The organism is Serpentinicella alkaliphila (assembly GCF_018141405.1).
Taxonomy (GTDB): Bacteria; Bacillota; Clostridia; order Peptostreptococcales; family Natronincolaceae; genus Serpentinicella; species Serpentinicella alkaliphila.
In genome coordinates, this window is sequence record NZ_CP058648.1 from 2,693,562 (window position 1) to 2,709,049 (window position 15,488).

Consider the following 15,488-nt stretch of genomic DNA (forward strand, 5'->3'; position numbering starts at 1 on the left):
TTGCTTCTAAAGCACCATGCTTAGAATTTAATTCGTCAGTAAAGCTATTTCTAGCTATACTGCCTACCGAGTGCTAGGGGCTAATGGCTATTTAGCAAACCTAGTTCTAATAGTATATCTAGTAGTACGATTAAGCTATATATTAGATAGTCCGAGTCAGACAATGGGTGAAACTTTTTTATACAACCATAAGGCTATATCTTTTAAAATTAAACACACCTACTTTATTAATTTTGTCTATATTATCAAAAGACATAGGCGTTAATGAAACTTTATTTGCCATATTAACAGCACTATTAACATCCCTTAACATAAAAGTGTCGCAATTTGAACAAGTAAATTCTCTTATATTAGGCGGTTTCTTTTCTTTATGGCCACACATAGAGCAAATTTTGGTAGTGTCTTTTTCATCAACTAAAGAAAAATGTTTTCCACTCTTTAGCATAACCCACTCCAGTATTTTTCTAAATTCCCCAATATGCGCTTGATTAAGCATACTTCTATGCATAGTTTTGTATTTAGCTGTGTTTTTAGATGGAACATAGTTGCCTATTATTACATGATCATAATTTTTGGCTATAAAATGTGCTATCTGATACATTATTGACTTAATTTGTTCTCGTCTTGTATTGTAGGCTTTATTTAAAGCCTTATTGATTCTATGATATCTCTTTGATGATGTGTAATATTTGTTTCCATGAATTGTTGTATGTTCTTTTGCTTTTTTAAGGCATAAATCTCTCTTTGATTTAAGTAAGTCTATCTTTTCGTCCCAGTATTTCGTTTGATAAAGTTTTAGAAATTCAAAGGTTCTACCAGTATTATCAATTGCTACGAAGAAATTTTTATGGTTTTGGTCTATCGCTATCCATGACTTTTCTTCTTTTTTATTAGGTTCTATTGCTTCAATTGTAAAGATGGCATAAAATCTATCGCCTTGCTGCTTACAAAGTCTAAAAGTCTTGATTTTAGCGCCCTTTGGCAAAACTAAAGATTCTTTAAGTTCCCCAGTTACAGATACTTGTTTGCCTTTTTCTTTACCTTTTTTATCGAAAACAACAGCCTTTCCTAAAGATATTTTTAAACTTTGACCGTCTACCTTAAAACCTTTATTTGGCTCGTCATAATATAGAGAAAACCAATACTTCTTCCAACTTCTAAATTTAGGGTATTCATTTTGGCCTTTAAAAAATCTTTCATAAGCATCTTTAAGCCTTAAAGCTGTGTTTTTAAGTGGTGACGAATGGACACTATATAAAAACTTGTTAACATCCTTCATTTTAGTTGAATAGTTCCTTAGGTTTCTACCGCTTAATAGCTTAAGACTATTTCCATTTTCGTAATCATCTTTAGTAGCTTGAAGTAATTGATTATACAGCCAGTTACATATTTTACTTTGACCATCTAGTATTAAACTATCTTCCTTTGAGAAAAACACCTCTATTTTTTCATTATATAGCACATTTTCACCTCCTTTTATTGAAATTAAAGCATTATTATTTAAATAATTTTTCGCTTTCATCTTTTATTTTTTTGATTTTATAACTTCTACTTCCGTATAATTTTGCAGAAAATACAGTAATTACAGATAATACATCCTCAACTAACTCCTGCTCATAAGTTTTATCCTCAGTATGATTAATTATTTCTATCTCTACCCCATGAATTAAGCATAATTGCTCAATTAACTCATAGCCAAACCTTAACAATCTGTCTTTGTAATTTATAACGATACGCTCAATTTCGTTAGCTGAGATTAGCTCTATTAGTTGTTTAAGGCCTTTTTTATTGTAATTTAAGCCACTTCCTAAATCATCAATTATTCTAAAACTATAACCTTTCGCTATGCAGTAGTTAGACACATTATCTATTTGTCTTTTTAAGTCATCTTTTTGATCTGATGACGAAACCCTACAATAGCCAATAGTTAGCTTTTTTGACTTAGAATCAAAAGACTTTAGTCTTATTAAATCATTTTTGTCATAACGCCTATGGCTACCTTCTGTTCTGTGAGAAGTTATTTTGCCGGCCTTTTCCCAACGTCTTAGTGTTTCAGCAGAAACACCTAAAAATTCACTTGCTTCTTTTATAGTTAGCATTTGTTTTCACCTCCTATGCATGTATAACACAAAAACTTACACATTATCAATATATTTGTGTAAGTTTTTATAAAATTATTTATGCTGTTTTCTTACCCCATTTTTTATAGTTTTGAATTAAGGGTATCTCTTATTGTTTTAAGAGCATCTCCAATTTTCTCTTTATTCTTTCCACCTGCTTGAGCCATATCTGGTCGGCCACCGCCACCACCACCTGTGATGCTTGCAGCCTCTTTAACTAAATTACCAGCGTGTACTCCTTTTTCAACAATATCTTTTGTTACTATAGCAACAAAATTTACTTTATCATCACTTTCAGCAGCTAGTAATAATACACCGGATTGAAGCTTATCTTTTAATGAGTCTCCAAGCTTTCTTAAGTCATCCATTGAACTAGCATCAACTTGTTCAACTAATGTGCTTACTCCATTTATAACCTGAACCTTTGCTAGTAGCTCGTCTACTGCCCCAAGAGAAAGCTGTCCTTTTAATTTAGAAATTTCACGTTCTCTCTCTTTAAACTCATTTAATAGTATTTCTAATCTAGAAATAATATTACTTGGATTCGTTTTTAATATTTCAGTAACATGTTTAATTGTACTTTGTTGGTCTTTAAGATAGTTATATGCCTCTATCCCAGTGATAGCCTCAATTCTTCTAACCCCAGAAGCAACTCCACTTTCACTAGTTATTACAAAAATACCGATTTCACTAATGTTACCAACATGAGTACCACCACAAAGCTCAATACTCTCATCTGCTATCTTTACAACCCTAACTCTTTCACCATACTTTTCGCCGAATAATGCTTCCGCACCTAAAGTTTGTGCTTCTTTTAAAGATGCTTCAAAAACTTCAACATCTAAATTTAAAAGTATTTTTTCATTTATTGCTCTTTCAATTTCATTTAATTGTTCTTTACTTACACCTTCAAAATGAGTAAAGTCGAATCTTAACTTATCAGGTGAAACTAAAGAACCAGCCTGTTGTACATGCTCTCCAACTACTTCTTTAAGGACTCTATGCAGTAAATGAGTAGCAGTATGATTTTTTGCTGTGTTATATCTATTTAACTTGTCTACTTGGCACTCTACAATATTGCCAATTTCAATAGTACCTTCTTCTACAACAACTACATGGTGGATTTGATTATTTGGTCCTTTTTTCGTTCCTTTAACTAGTCCTTTAAAAAACTCATTAGCTAAATATCCTAAGTCACCAACTTGTCCACCACTTTCAGCATAGAAAGTAGTTTCTTCAAGTATTACAACAATTTCATCACCTTTTGTAGCACTAGATACAACTTCATTACCTTTAACAATACTTAATACTTTCGATGAAAGCACTAATTCTTCATATCCTTGGAAACTTGTTTTTACATCCTTGCTTAAGGATGAGAAAATATCTTCCTTCCATCCTTCAATATCCTCTCCAAGTCTTGCATTTCTAGCTCTTTCTCTTTGTTTATTCATTTCTAAGTTAAACTCTTCTTCATCAACAATTAAACCCTTTTCCTCTAAAATTTCCTTAGTTAAATCAATTGGGAAACCATAGGTATCATAAAGCTTAAATGCATACTCACCTTTTAGAACCTTCTCATTATTACTTTCCATATCATTTATATAACCATTTAAGATTTCAAGACCAACATGAATAGTCTCTTGGAAACGCTCTTCTTCAACTTGAATAACTTTTCTAATATAATCTTTTTTCTCCTTAAGCTCTGTGTAAGAATCACCATACATTGCTACTACGGCTTCTAATACTTTGTAAAGGAAGCTATCTGCTTTTCCTAATAAAATACCATGTCTAGCTGCTCTTCTAAGTAGTCTTCTTAAAACATAGCCTCTACCTTCATTACTTGGTAATATACCATCACTAATCATAAAAGTAATTGATCTTATATGGTCAGTTATTATACGTATAGATATATCCGTTTGGCTATCCTCGTTATATTTTTTATTTATATTTTCGCATACAGTATGTAGTATATGCTTCATAGTATCTATTTCAAAAATAGAATCTACTCCTTGCATAATACAAGCAACTCTTTCTAATCCTGCACCAGTATCTATATTTGGATTAGGAAGTGGATTGTAGTTACCTTCCTCATCTCTATCAAATTGAGTAAATACGTGGTTCCAAAACTCTACATATCTATCACAGTCACAGCCCGGCTTACAGTTAGGATCATTACAACCGTAAACTTCTCCACGATCAAAATATATTTCAGAACATGGTCCACATGGTCCAACACCGATTTCCCAGAAGTTATCTTTTTTTCCTAGTCTAACAACTCTATCTGGGGAAAGTCCTATAGTATTAACCCAAATATCGTAAGCGTCATTGTCATCCTCATAAATTGTTGCCCAAAGTTTATCAATAGGCATTTCTAGGTGCTTAGTAACAAATTCCCATCCCCATTGTAAAGACTCAATTTTAAAATAGTCTCCAAATGAAAAGTTTCCAAGCATTTCAAAGAAAGTAGCATGTCTTGCAGTTTTTCCAACGTTTTCAATATCACCTGTTCTTATACATTTTTGACAAGTAGCCATTCTTTTTCTTGGTGGTACTTCAGTACCTGCAAAATATGCTTTGAGTGGTGCCATACCAGAGTTTATTAATAGTAAACTCTTATCGTTTAATGGTACTAATGGAAAACTCTGTTCTACTAAGTGCCCTTTTGATTCGAAAAAGTCCAAAAATAGTTTTCTAATTTCATTTAATCCTTTTTTCTCCATGCTTGTAGCCTCCTAGCTAATTTTTAAACAGACAAAAACCCTCAGGCCAGTTTTGCTGGCAGAGAGTACAAAATTTTCATTCAATTTATTTGCATTATATAGAATAACCTATATTTTGTCAATATATAGCTATTAGTTAGGATTAAATAAATTATTTGTCTATTTTTTACTTATTATTTCGTAAGCCTTATTAAATGCATTATTAAAATCTTCTATAATATCCTCTATATCTTCTAATCCCAAAGATACCCTTACTAGATTACTAGTTACGCCTAATTTTAACCTTTCCGCCTCAGGAATCGACGCGTGGGACATCTTAACAGGATAGGATACTATAGTTTCTATTCCACCTAAGCTCACAGCTACAGCTGGCAGAGTAAGTTCCTTAAGAAATGCCTTAGTAAAGCTTTCTGATTCCATTTTAAAGGATAATACAGCCCCAGCCCCGGATGCCTGGGAATAGTGTATATCTCTATTAGGGTGACTTTCTAGTCCAGTGTAGAATACCTCAGTTACAGCCTTATGATCGGATAACCATCTAGCTAACTTATCAGCACTACTTTGCTGATAGTCCATACGTACTTTTAATGTTTTTAGACCTCTTAAAAGAAGCCAACTATCCTGAGGTCCTAGTACGGCACCGACAGTATTTTGTATCCTATAAATTTTCTTAGCCAAACTTCTTTCATTTACAACTACTAGTCCACCTATAACATCACTATGCCCACCTATAAATTTCGTAGCACTGTGAATTACTATATCAGCCCCTAATTCTAAGGGTCTTTGTAAATATGGAGATAAAAATGAATTGTCCACCATTGTTATGAGATTAAATTCCTTTGCAATGTTAATTGCACCTTTTAAATCTGTAATTTTAAGTAGAGGATTAGATGGTGTTTCTAGATATAAGCCTTTTGTATTTGTTTTTATATTTTTTCTAATTTCTTCAAGGTTTTCAGTATCAACAAAGGTTGCTTCGATACCGTGATCTTTTAATTGAGTAGTACATGCCCTATAGGTTCCACCATAAATATCTTTACAAACTAAGAGGTGGTCTCCTGCTGCAAAGGTTAACAGAACTGACGAAATAGCAGCCATACCTGAGGCAAAGGCATATCCATAGGTTCCACCCTCTAGTAAAGCTATTGTTTCCTCTAGACCTTTCCTTGTTGGGTTGCCAGATCTAGAATAATCGAATTCACCCATATTATCTACATCTTCTTGATGAAAAGTAGAAGCTTGATATATTGGTAGACTCAAGGCCCCCGTATGAGGGTCCTTACTACCACTATTACATATTAATTTCGTACCAAATTTCATATAATCACCTTGTATAATGAAAACATAGGGGAAGTCATTATACATTTTCCTTTCTAGATTATTTTCTATATAATCTTTATAGGCGCTGTGGATTAGTTTGTTCACCTACGGCAGCTGTCCCTATACAGCCGACTGTTTCTTTTGAGGCTATAACCACAGCTCTATGTTCATTTGTTAATTAGTTAGATAACGCTTTGACGTTTTATATATAGCAAGGATACATTTAACATAGGGTTTGTGGAAACATAGCGTACTATATTTAAGGAGTTGATTACTATGTTATTTGTGGGCATTGATGTTGCCAAAGCTAAACACGATTCTTTGTATCTTAGACTCTGATGGTGTTATTCATACTAATTCTTTACGTATTTCTAATTCTAAGGAAGGTTTTGATACCCTATATTCTTCTATCCTTTCTGCTCTTACTCCAAGAGTATTAACAACGTAAAAATAGGACTTGAATCAACAGGTCATTACAAAGACAAATATCACAAATTATCTGTATTCCAAAGGCTTTCAGGTCACCATCCTAAATCCATTGGCTACTAATCTTTTCCGTAAGGCTCAAACCCTTAGGAAAACTAAAACAGATAAGACCGACGCTAAGGTCATTGCAACTATGCTCTTTACTGATGAATCTAAATCCTATTCACCAGTATCATATCAGATTCAGGAGCTAAAGTCACTAACAAGACACCGTCATAGAATGGTTAGTTACCGTTCTAGACTTAAACTTTCAGTTAGTCGCTTAATAGATATCATTTTTCCTGAATTGCCAAGCTTATTTTGGTCTATACACCAAAGTTCCGGCTATGCATTATTAATTGAATTACCAACCCCCGATAGTATTTACAACTGCAATCTGACAAAGTTGACAAACCTAATAAGAATGACCTCTAAAGGTAAATATAGCAAAGAGAAAGCAATTGCTTTAAAAGAGCTTGCTATCAAATCTATTGGGTCAAGCAATCGCTCTCTCTGACCTTCGAATTACAACAAACTATTCGCCTCATACAATCTGTACAAACAGAAATAGATGCATTAGATAATCAAATTAAATTAGTCGTACAAGAACTCAATACCCCACTCATTACTATTCCTGGCATTGGATATACTCTAGCTGCCATTATATTAGCTGAAATTGGTCATATTGATCGTTTCTCCAACCCACTAAACTTCTTGCATTTGCAGGTATGGATCCTTCTACTTACCAATCTGGGACTTACAATGCATCTAAAACTCCAATGGTTAAGAGAGGCTCTACATACCTTAGGTGGGCTATTATGCAAGCATCTAGACTTGTTGCTATGCGCGATAAAGTCTTTAGTGATTATATGGTCAAAAAGCGTTCTGAAGGCAAACACTTCAATGTTGCCAGATGCCATGTCGGTAAAAAGTTAATTAGGGTAATTTACTACCTCCTAAAAAACAATACTGCATTTGTTCCACAAGTCTAATTTAATCTATTTTTTTCAGAGCAACTGAGTTGCTCTGTTTGTCATGCATTTTTTTGTAATAGATGTCTTTAAAATTATTTTCTTCATGACTTCTTTAAATACGAAATTTTTCTTGACTTCATATAGTTAGTCTCATTGCCCTTTCTAAATCTTTTATTAAATCCTCTGCACACTCTATACCAACTGATAGTCTTAATAATTTGTCATTAACTCCAATAGCATCTAAAATGTCCTTAGGTATAGCACTATGAGTCTGAACCATCGGATAGGTAATTAAGCTCTCTACACCACCTAAGCTTTCAGCAAAGGAAATTATTTTAACCCCTTCTAATATGGTTTTTACTAAACTTACATCCTTTACAGAGAAAGAAAGCATAGAACCAAACCCAGAAGATTGGCTTTTACATATATCATGGCCAACATGGTCAGGTATTCCCGGGTAGAATACTTCCTCTACATTTTTATTTTGTTTAAGCCATTCTACAATTTTAAAGGCATTTTCCTGTTGTTTTTCCATCCTTATACCTAAAGTCTTAATTCCTCTTAAAAGTAACCAACTGTCAAAGGGTGCTAGTACTGCCCCAACGGTCTTTTGAATTAGCTTAATTCTTTCAGCTAATTCATCATTTTCCTTAAGTATAATTGCACCTGCTAATACGTCATTATGTCCTCCTAGAAACTTTGTCCCACTATGAACAACAACATCTGCTCCTAAATCTAGTGGTCTTTGAAAATACGGGGTTAAAAAAGTATTATCTACAATTAATAAAATATTTTTTTCTTTCGTAAATTTTGATATCTCTTTAATATCAGATATTTTCATCATTGGGTTTGTTGGAGTTTCAATGAAAACAGCCTTAGTATTTTCTTTATATGCATTATATATATCATTTAGGTTGCTAGTATCTACATAAGTAAATTGTAATCCATATTGCTTACAAAGTAACTCCTCGAATATTCTATATGTTCCCCCATATAAATCATTTGAAACTATAATATGGTCATTTGACGAAAAAACATTAAACAAATTTGCAATTGCAGCCATTCCTGTGGAGTAGGCAAAGGCAGCTTTCCCACCTTCTAAAATAGCTAGAGTACTTTCAAGCTTTTGTCTTGTAGGATTACTTTCCCTAGAATAATCGAATCCGGTAGATTGATTTAAACCTATATGTTTAAATGTTGCACTTTGATAAATAGGATAACTAATTGCCCCTGTACTTTCATCAAATGATAGATCACCGTGCACTAAATTTGTAAATATGTCTAATTTCATATTAAAGCACCACCCTTTTAAGTTTTTTGTAATAAAAAAACTCTTACTTAGGATAGTAGAGTTTTTAACCTCTCTTATCTTTCAGTTTGCACTGTAGGATTTAGCACCGTACACACTTGTGTTGGTTGCTGGGTTTCATAGGGCCTATTCCCTCCACCACTCTGAATAAGAGTTTTTTTATAAAATTTTAAATATTATGAAAATTATATATGTTTAATTCAAGTTAGTCAATATATTTTTAATGACTGGCTATGAGTCTAACAAAGTGTTTAAATACTACCTTAATAATAGCTGCTACTGGCACTGCTATAAGTAGACCAAAAACACCTAAGTACTTTCCGCCTATAATTAAAGCTAAAATAATAAACACTGGGTGTATTCCAACACTCTCACCTACAATTTTAGGAGATATTATACCGCTTTCGATTTGTTGAATTATAGTGAAGGTTATTATAACCCAAATGGCTTTCATAGGACCATCCATTAGTGCAAAAATAACACCAGGAACTATACCAATAACTGGTCCGAAATAAGGTATAATATTTGCTATGCCTGCAATTAAACCCACTATAATAGCAAATTCTACTCTTAGAATAAGTAGAGCTATAGTTGTCAAAATCCCAACAAATAAAGCTACAGTTAACTGCCCCCTAATAAAACTAACTAAAATACAGTCAATATCCTTTGCTATACTTATAGTTTGTTTTCTTATAGATTTTGGAATTAATAAAATTAATGACTTTTTAAATTTATCCTTATCCTTTAGGAAATAAAAGGATAGGATTGGGATTAGAATTACTCCTATTATTTTCGATAAAAATCGTATTACTGAATCAGTAACAGTTGCAAAAAAACCAAACACGATACCTTGCAAACGATTAATATTCATTCTTAAAATTTCTTTTACGTCATCTAGCTCCTGTGGCAAATTATTAACATTTCTATTAAATTTAGAGTAAATATTATTTATATAATCATAAGCCCCATTGCTATATCTAGGCATAACATCAATTAGTCTTTTAACTTCTTCACTAACCTTTGGTACTATAGTTATCGATAAGATAATAAATACTAATATTATTGCTAGATATACCAATAAAACTGCCCATAGCCTACCAATACCCTTATCATTTAAGTATTGAACTACTGGATTTAAAACATAGGCTAATATAATCGCAAATATAAATGGAGAAATAGTTTCATAAATCACATTTCTTATATTAAATAAAAACACAATTGCTATTAAAGAAAGAATAATTGCAACTGTATAAAATACTTGTTTTCTTCCTATATTAACTCGTCTATCCCTATCTATATATCTATTTCCAATTTGAATTAAATAGTAAAGTAGTGCACAAATAAGTAAAAGTAGTACTATTTGTGTAATAAAGCTAAAGAAGTCCGCTAAAAACCCTTGTTTAGTTATATTTCTTATACTATTTGAAAAAGTTTCTATTGTAGCGAAGAACAAGTAATCCCCCTCCTTCCAATCTCTCTATAATATAATATACAATTTTCATTTTTATATTATTAACCTTCCCATTTTTTAATATATACTAACAGCAAAAATTCTTTTAATCTAAAAAGCAGCCTTTAAGCTGCCTTTTAATTAAAAGAAATTCATATCTCTAGTTGCAGAGGATAACATTTTTCTTCCCTTTTTCATCATTCTTCTTCTGTCTTTTTGACTCATTTGTGACATGGCATACATACCAAGAGCTGCGCCTATTAATCCACCAGTTAATACTCTAGAAGACATTCCTCTCATATTTCACTCACCTTTCTTTTAAAGTTAATAATATTTTTCGTCAAATATCACTATCTATACTAAATATATTTTTAAATCCTCCGCCATAATCAAATATTTGTTCTTCAATTAATTCATTCACAATTATCCTATTACAATCATAATTATATTTAGCCAAATTACTATCTAAAGGTAGAACTGAATAGCCATTGTATAGATCCGCAAAAAGACCCTCGCTTAATACTAATCCCATGATTCTTCCATTATTAATATTTAAGATCATATCTTTAACTACACCTATTAACTCCTGATTATTTGAGTAAACCTCAAAGCCAATCATTTTTATTGGTTTTTCAACTAATTCGTAAATCTCTGGCCTCTGTTCAAATGTTGTGATACTTTTATCATTTAAGGTAACAATAGAATTATTGATTTCAATTATTTTATTGAAGCATAGAATTTTACAGTTTTTTTTACTCTCTTTTTTCAAATAGTTATTCTTAAGCAATAGTGCAATTACATAATTGCCTTTACTGGCAATTACTAAATCATTTACTGTATATCCTAAGGATTGATTATTTTTGCTTTTAAGTTCTAATCCTAGTAGCTCACTTCCTTTTATAATCATTAGCATCCCTCTTTATTATTCTGTCTACATTGTATTTTTTGATTTTAAATAAAAAAAATGCAGGCATTGCCTGCATTTTTAGTTACAATTTTCTACTTCGTCTTCAATATCGTGATGATGATCGTGGTCTTCATCAGGATCGAATCCTTCTAACTCTTCAAAATGTAAATTATTACTTTTTGCATAATCATATATAGCTGCTTTTACAGCCTGCTCAGCTAAAACAGAGCAATGCATTTTAACCGGTGGTAAACCATCTAAAGCCTCAGCAACAGCTTTATTTGTTAAGCTTAAAGCTTCTTTTACTGACTTACCTTTAATTAACTCTGTAGCCATACTTGAAGTTGCAATAGCTGAACCACATCCAAAGGTTTTAAATTTTACATCTACTATAATATCATTCTCTATTTTTAGATATATTTTCATTATATCTCCACATTTAGCATTACCAACTTGACCAACCGCATCAGCGTTTTCTATTTCTCCAACGTTTCTAGGATTTGTAAAATGATCCATTACTTTTTCTGTATACATATTATTTTCCTCCTTTTACTTTCTCATATAATGGTGACATTTGTCTAAGTCTATCAACAATAGGTGGTAGTTTTTCTAAGACATACTCAATTTCCTCATCCGTCGTAAAGTCACCGATAGTTAATCTTAAAGAACCATGTGCTATTTCATGACTTAAGCCAATTGCCATTAAAACATGAGATGGATCTAAGGAACCAGATGTACAGGCAGATCCACTAGAACCAGCAATACCAACCATATCTAAACTTAATAATAAGGATTCACCTTCTATGAATTCAAAGGAGATATTTACATTCCCCGGTAATCTTTTAGTTGGATGTCCGTTAACTTGAGAGTAAGGTATTTTGCTTAATAAATTATCCATAAGCTTAGTTCTTAAAGCTAGTAAACGATTTATATGTCCATCTAAACTTTCATGGGCTAATTCTGCAGCTTTACCGAAACCTACAATACTAGCTACATTCTCAGTACCAGCTCTTCTTTTCTTTTCCTGTGCACCACCATGAATAAATGGTAATATTTTAGTACCTCTTCTAATATAAAGGGCACCAATTCCTTTAGGTCCATAAATTTTATGAGAGGAAATAGACACTAAATTTAAACCTAATTGATCTACATTAATATGAACATTTCCATAGGCTTGCACTGCATCCGTATGAAAAATAATGCCTTTTTCCTTAGCTATTTGACCAATTTCTTTAATAGGTTGTATAGTTCCAATTTCATTATTAGCAAACATAACTGTAATTAAAATCGTATTTTCTTTTATTGCACTTTTTAATTCCTCTAGATTAATAAGTCCATATTGATCTACATTTAAATATGTTATTTCAAAACCTTCTTTGGCTAGTTCTTCACAAGTATGAAGTACCGCATGGTGTTCAATTTTTGTAGTAATTATATGATTGCCTTTACCTTTCATTGCATAAGCTACACCTTTAATAGCCCAGTTATCAGACTCTGTACCACCAGCTGTAAAGAAAATTTCATCTGATTTTGCCCCTAAAGTTTTGGCTATTTGATCTCTTGCATTATCAACTGCTTTTCTGCTCTCTCTACCAAATGAATGTATACTTGATGGATTACCAAAATGTTCAGTTAAGTATGGTAGCATTTCATCTATAACTTCTTTTTTCATTGGTGTAGTAGCAGAGTAATCTAAGTAAACCTTTTTCATTTTCATCTCTCCTTACGTAAGTACTATGTATATTAAAAAATATTATAATCATCTTTATTTGCTAAACTGTTATAATCGTTTAACATATCCTGTAAAGTAATAGAATCTACAACATTATTTATACTATCTCTAATTTTTTCCCAAACTACTCTAGTAACACAGCAGTCCTTTCTAGTACAAACACTAGTGTCGTCATCTATTACACATTCCGAAGGTGCAACTGGACCTTCAAGAGTTCTTATTATATCTCCTACTGTTATTTTTTCAGGTGGTAGAGCTAGCATATAACCGCCTTGAGCTCCACGGACGCTTTTTACATACCCTTCTTTTCTTAAAGCTGCTACTAACTGCTCTAAGTATTGGTCAGGTATGTTTTGTTTTTCAGCAATTAGTTTTAAAGGAATTGGTCCATCACCGTATAAAATTGATAATTGAAACATTGCCTTTAATCCATATCTACCCTTTGTAGATAGCTTCATTTTAATCATCTCCTTAATTCCAAGTAAAATGATTGGGATTAATCTAAGTATATTATACCCTACTATTTTTGTCAACATTCAAAAAAAACAAAAACAAGAGAGATTTTTTCTCCTGTTTCTTTTAAACACTATAATATAATACAACTAATTATCTTTTTTAGTCAAGTATTCATATAAAGCATCGGTCCAATGTCTCAATTTGATATGTGAATTATTATTCAAGCTTGAGTTTTTAGGTATTGATGCCTTTTTATTAATTTCTTGTGTAGATAGAGGCAATATAGTTGCATCTATCTTTTTAATCCTACATATCTCTATTGCTAAGTCGTACCAAGAACAACTGCCATCGTTAACTAAATGATAGGTTCCATAATCACCATTCTCAATCAAACTCTTTATTGCCAGCGAAATATCAGCCGTATACGTTGGACAACCTATTTGGTCATTAACTACCTTTAAAATAGTATTGTCACTACTTAGATTTAAAACAGTATTTATAAAGTTTTTACCTCTATTTCCAAATAGCCATGAAGTTCTAATTATATAGTATCTTTCAGTATTGTTTTGAACTTCAATTTCACCTCTATATTTTGTCAAACCATAAACATTGATTGGGCTTGGTTTGTCTGTCTCATCATATGGACTTCCCTTCTTACCATCAAAAACATAATCAGAGCTTATATATATTAATTTACTTTTTAGCACTTCACTTATTTTTGCAATATTTCCTGCACCTAAAGTATTTGTTCTATATGCTAAATCCTTTTTTACTTCACATGACTCCACATCTGTATATGCTGCGGTATTAATTATATAGTCCGGCCTAATCCGGCTTAAAACATCATAACATCTGTATGGATTTGTTATATCTAAGTCTAATTTATCAAAAGAGTATAAATCATGTTCCGTCAATTTCATATTCAATTCTCTACCCAACTGTCCAGATCCACCCAATATACAAACTTTCATACTTCCCCCCCCAAACCTTTCAAGTATGACTAAACTAATGTTTCATAAGCATTTATTAATTTATCAGCTACAATTTCCCACGTGAAATTATGTCTAATATGCTTTCTTAAAATATCATTTCTTTCCTGCTTTATTGCTCTACTAATTTTTGTTTCAATATCATTTATGTTTTCATATGTAGAGTACAGAGCGTAATGTCCTAGGTAGTCCTTAGTACTACCCTCTGCTGTAGTTAAAAGATTACACCCTGATAAACCAGCCTCTAGATTAACTAAACCTGGTATCTCATACCAGCTTACAAGTACATGTAATTTTGCAGCACTATAAAAGCTATTTAATTCATGATGATTTACCTTAGGTACATATATTAGTTCCTTATTATGCTTTAAGCACTCATAATAATAAGAATAGTCATTTATAGGCCCTACAAGTATTAATGGAATATTTAGTTTGTTAGCAACCTTTGAGAGAGTTAACTGGTTTTTGTGTGGAGATATTCTTCCTACGCATAAAATAAAATCCTCTAATTCATAAAGATTATAAAAGCGTTCGCTAGTATCTTCTTCAAAGATCGTATCTACACCATTAGGAATAACTTTATATGGTATACTTATGTTAAACTCTTTCTCTACCTCCTTCATCTCTGTTAAAGAACTAGGTAAGATAAGATTTGCATTTTGAAGCACTTCTTTCCTTAAAATGTTTTGCTTATACCATCTGTAATGTAATATTTCCGTCCGTTTATTGAGAGCAATGTATTTTATATAATTCCAATATATTGGTGATATAACAATTTTTTTCTTATATTTTTTGGCATTTTTATAAAATTGATAAGTATCTTCAATTCGAATTGTGTTAAATAAATGGATTAAATCATACTTTTCTAAATTAGCTCTAGGATCGCTTGATACCTCAATTTGAAGGCCTCTTTTTAATAAGTATTCCATTGTCTTTGTGAGCTGTATACTATCCCCCGCCATATTATCTTTATAGTCTCTTCGTATATACATTAATACCTTCATAAACGCACCCCATAGCACTATTTTTGTATGTTTCCAAATATT

At 31.9% G+C, this 15,488-nt stretch carries 15 protein-coding genes, 1 pseudogene and 1 riboswitch; of the genes and pseudogenes, 3 read left to right on the forward strand and 13 right to left on the reverse strand.

Translation table 11 applies throughout. The features are described 5' to 3' along the window. Positions 1 to 178: 178 nt before the first annotated feature. The 4 genes from HZR23_RS13790 to HZR23_RS13805 all read right to left on the reverse strand — a co-directional run bounded on the left by HZR23_RS13790 (position 179) and on the right by HZR23_RS13805 (position 6,160). Positions 179 to 1,522 (reverse strand): RNA-guided endonuclease InsQ/TnpB family protein, encoded by a 1,344-nt coding sequence (locus HZR23_RS13790; protein WP_132849023.1) that lies wholly within the window; start codon positions 1,520 to 1,522, stop codon positions 179 to 181. Beyond that, positions 1,497 to 2,099: an IS607 family transposase gene (locus HZR23_RS13795; protein WP_132849022.1), complete on the reverse strand. Its 603-nt coding sequence runs from the start codon at positions 2,097 to 2,099 to the stop codon at positions 1,497 to 1,499. Before HZR23_RS13795 ends, HZR23_RS13790 begins: the two co-directional genes overlap by 26 nt. A 104-nt stretch (positions 2,100 to 2,203) precedes the next feature. Then, positions 2,204 to 4,840 carry an alanine--tRNA ligase gene (gene alaS / locus HZR23_RS13800; protein ID WP_132849021.1) on the reverse strand — a complete coding sequence of 879 codons (2,637 nt, stop codon included), beginning with the start codon at positions 4,838 to 4,840 and terminating at the stop codon, positions 2,204 to 2,206. 159 nt (positions 4,841 to 4,999) lie between these two features. Continuing rightward, positions 5,000 to 6,160 carry a trans-sulfuration enzyme family protein gene (locus HZR23_RS13805; protein WP_132849020.1) on the reverse strand — a complete coding sequence of 387 codons (1,161 nt, stop codon included), beginning with the start codon at positions 6,158 to 6,160 and terminating at the stop codon, positions 5,000 to 5,002. 295 nt (positions 6,161 to 6,455) lie between these two features. On the opposite strand from HZR23_RS13805, the gene HZR23_RS17320 reads away from it, so the two are divergent. From HZR23_RS17320 to HZR23_RS17330, 3 genes and pseudogenes are all read left to right on the forward strand, one after another. Next, complete coding sequence (locus tag HZR23_RS17320) at positions 6,456 to 6,608, forward strand: hypothetical protein (RefSeq protein WP_249536694.1); 153 nt, start codon at positions 6,456 to 6,458, stop codon at positions 6,606 to 6,608. 9 nt (positions 6,609 to 6,617) lie between these two features. Then, positions 6,618 to 7,142, forward strand: a complete 525-nt coding sequence (locus HZR23_RS17325) for an IS110 family transposase (RefSeq protein ID WP_249536695.1) — start codon at positions 6,618 to 6,620, stop codon at positions 7,140 to 7,142. Positions 7,143 to 7,300: 158 nt separating this feature from the next. Further along, a pseudogene (locus HZR23_RS17330) lies at positions 7,301 to 7,617 on the forward strand (transposase). 118 nt (positions 7,618 to 7,735) lie between these two features. On the opposite strand, the gene HZR23_RS13815 reads toward HZR23_RS17330, so the two are convergent. The 9 genes from HZR23_RS13815 to HZR23_RS13855 form a co-directional block, all read right to left on the reverse strand. Beyond that, entirely contained in the window at positions 7,736 to 8,890 is a 1,155-nt protein-coding gene (locus HZR23_RS13815; protein ID WP_132849546.1) for a trans-sulfuration enzyme family protein, read from the reverse strand. Between the two features lie 71 nt (positions 8,891 to 8,961). Then, a riboswitch (SAM riboswitch) is annotated at positions 8,962 to 9,062 on the reverse strand. Positions 9,063 to 9,128: 66 nt separating this feature from the next. After that, positions 9,129 to 10,361: an AI-2E family transporter gene (locus HZR23_RS13820; protein ID WP_243098281.1), complete on the reverse strand. Its 1,233-nt coding sequence runs from the start codon at positions 10,359 to 10,361 to the stop codon at positions 9,129 to 9,131. A 138-nt stretch (positions 10,362 to 10,499) separates the two neighbouring features. Beyond that, positions 10,500 to 10,658, reverse strand: a complete 159-nt coding sequence (locus tag HZR23_RS13825; protein ID WP_165913771.1) for a hypothetical protein — start codon at positions 10,656 to 10,658, stop codon at positions 10,500 to 10,502. 40 nt (positions 10,659 to 10,698) lie between these two features. Further along, positions 10,699 to 11,265 carry a PRC-barrel domain-containing protein gene (locus HZR23_RS13830; RefSeq protein ID WP_165913772.1) on the reverse strand — a complete coding sequence of 189 codons (567 nt, stop codon included), beginning with the start codon at positions 11,263 to 11,265 and terminating at the stop codon, positions 10,699 to 10,701. Between the two features lie 78 nt (positions 11,266 to 11,343). Next, a complete protein-coding gene (gene nifU, locus HZR23_RS13835) occupies positions 11,344 to 11,799 on the reverse strand; it encodes a Fe-S cluster assembly scaffold protein NifU (RefSeq protein ID WP_132849548.1) in 456 nt (151 codons plus the stop codon). Position 11,800: 1 nt separating this feature from the next. Further along, positions 11,801 to 12,982: a cysteine desulfurase NifS gene (gene nifS / locus HZR23_RS13840; RefSeq protein WP_132849549.1), complete on the reverse strand. Its 1,182-nt coding sequence runs from the start codon at positions 12,980 to 12,982 to the stop codon at positions 11,801 to 11,803. Positions 12,983 to 13,008: 26 nt separating this feature from the next. After that, entirely contained in the window at positions 13,009 to 13,455 is a 447-nt protein-coding gene (locus tag HZR23_RS13845; RefSeq protein ID WP_132849550.1) for an RrF2 family transcriptional regulator, read from the reverse strand. 144 nt (positions 13,456 to 13,599) lie between these two features. Next, positions 13,600 to 14,424, reverse strand: coding sequence for a dTDP-4-dehydrorhamnose reductase (gene rfbD, locus HZR23_RS13850; protein WP_132849551.1), 825 nt, complete (start codon positions 14,422 to 14,424; stop codon positions 13,600 to 13,602). Positions 14,425 to 14,453: 29 nt separating this feature from the next. Next, a complete protein-coding gene (locus HZR23_RS13855; RefSeq protein WP_132849552.1) occupies positions 14,454 to 15,446 on the reverse strand; it encodes a glycosyltransferase family 4 protein in 993 nt (330 codons plus the stop codon). Between the last annotated feature and the right edge of the window lie 42 nt (positions 15,447 to 15,488).

What these genes read in the sequence shown, in the direction of transcription:
- nifS (WP_132849549.1), bottom strand. Translation starts at nt 12,982, where the DNA reads ATGAAAATGAAAAAGGTTTACTTAGATTACTCTGCTACTACACCAATG.
- HZR23_RS13830 (WP_165913772.1), bottom strand. Translation starts at nt 11,265, where the DNA reads ATGATTATAAAAGGAAGTGAGCTACTAGGATTAGAACTTAAAAGCAAA.
- HZR23_RS13825 (WP_165913771.1), bottom strand. Translation starts at nt 10,658, where the DNA reads ATGAGAGGAATGTCTTCTAGAGTATTAACTGGTGGATTAATAGGCGCA.
- HZR23_RS13855 (WP_132849552.1), bottom strand. Translation starts at nt 15,446, where the DNA reads ATGAAGGTATTAATGTATATACGAAGAGACTATAAAGATAATATGGCG.
- alaS (WP_132849021.1), bottom strand. Translation starts at nt 4,840, where the DNA reads ATGGAGAAAAAAGGATTAAATGAAATTAGAAAACTATTTTTGGACTTT.
- HZR23_RS13790 (WP_132849023.1), bottom strand. Translation starts at nt 1,522, where the DNA reads ATGAAAGCGAAAAATTATTTAAATAATAATGCTTTAATTTCAATAAAA.
- HZR23_RS13845 (WP_132849550.1), bottom strand. Translation starts at nt 13,455, where the DNA reads ATGAAGCTATCTACAAAGGGTAGATATGGATTAAAGGCAATGTTTCAA.
- HZR23_RS13815 (WP_132849546.1), bottom strand. Translation starts at nt 8,890, where the DNA reads ATGAAATTAGACATATTTACAAATTTAGTGCACGGTGATCTATCATTT.
- rfbD (WP_132849551.1), bottom strand. Translation starts at nt 14,424, where the DNA reads ATGAAAGTTTGTATATTGGGTGGATCTGGACAGTTGGGTAGAGAATTG.
- HZR23_RS13795 (WP_132849022.1), bottom strand. Translation starts at nt 2,099, where the DNA reads ATGCTAACTATAAAAGAAGCAAGTGAATTTTTAGGTGTTTCTGCTGAA.
- HZR23_RS13805 (WP_132849020.1), bottom strand. Translation starts at nt 6,160, where the DNA reads ATGAAATTTGGTACGAAATTAATATGTAATAGTGGTAGTAAGGACCCT.
- nifU (WP_132849548.1), bottom strand. Translation starts at nt 11,799, where the DNA reads ATGTATACAGAAAAAGTAATGGATCATTTTACAAATCCTAGAAACGTT.
- HZR23_RS17320 (WP_249536694.1), top strand. Translation starts at nt 6,456, where the DNA reads ATGTTGCCAAAGCTAAACACGATTCTTTGTATCTTAGACTCTGATGGT.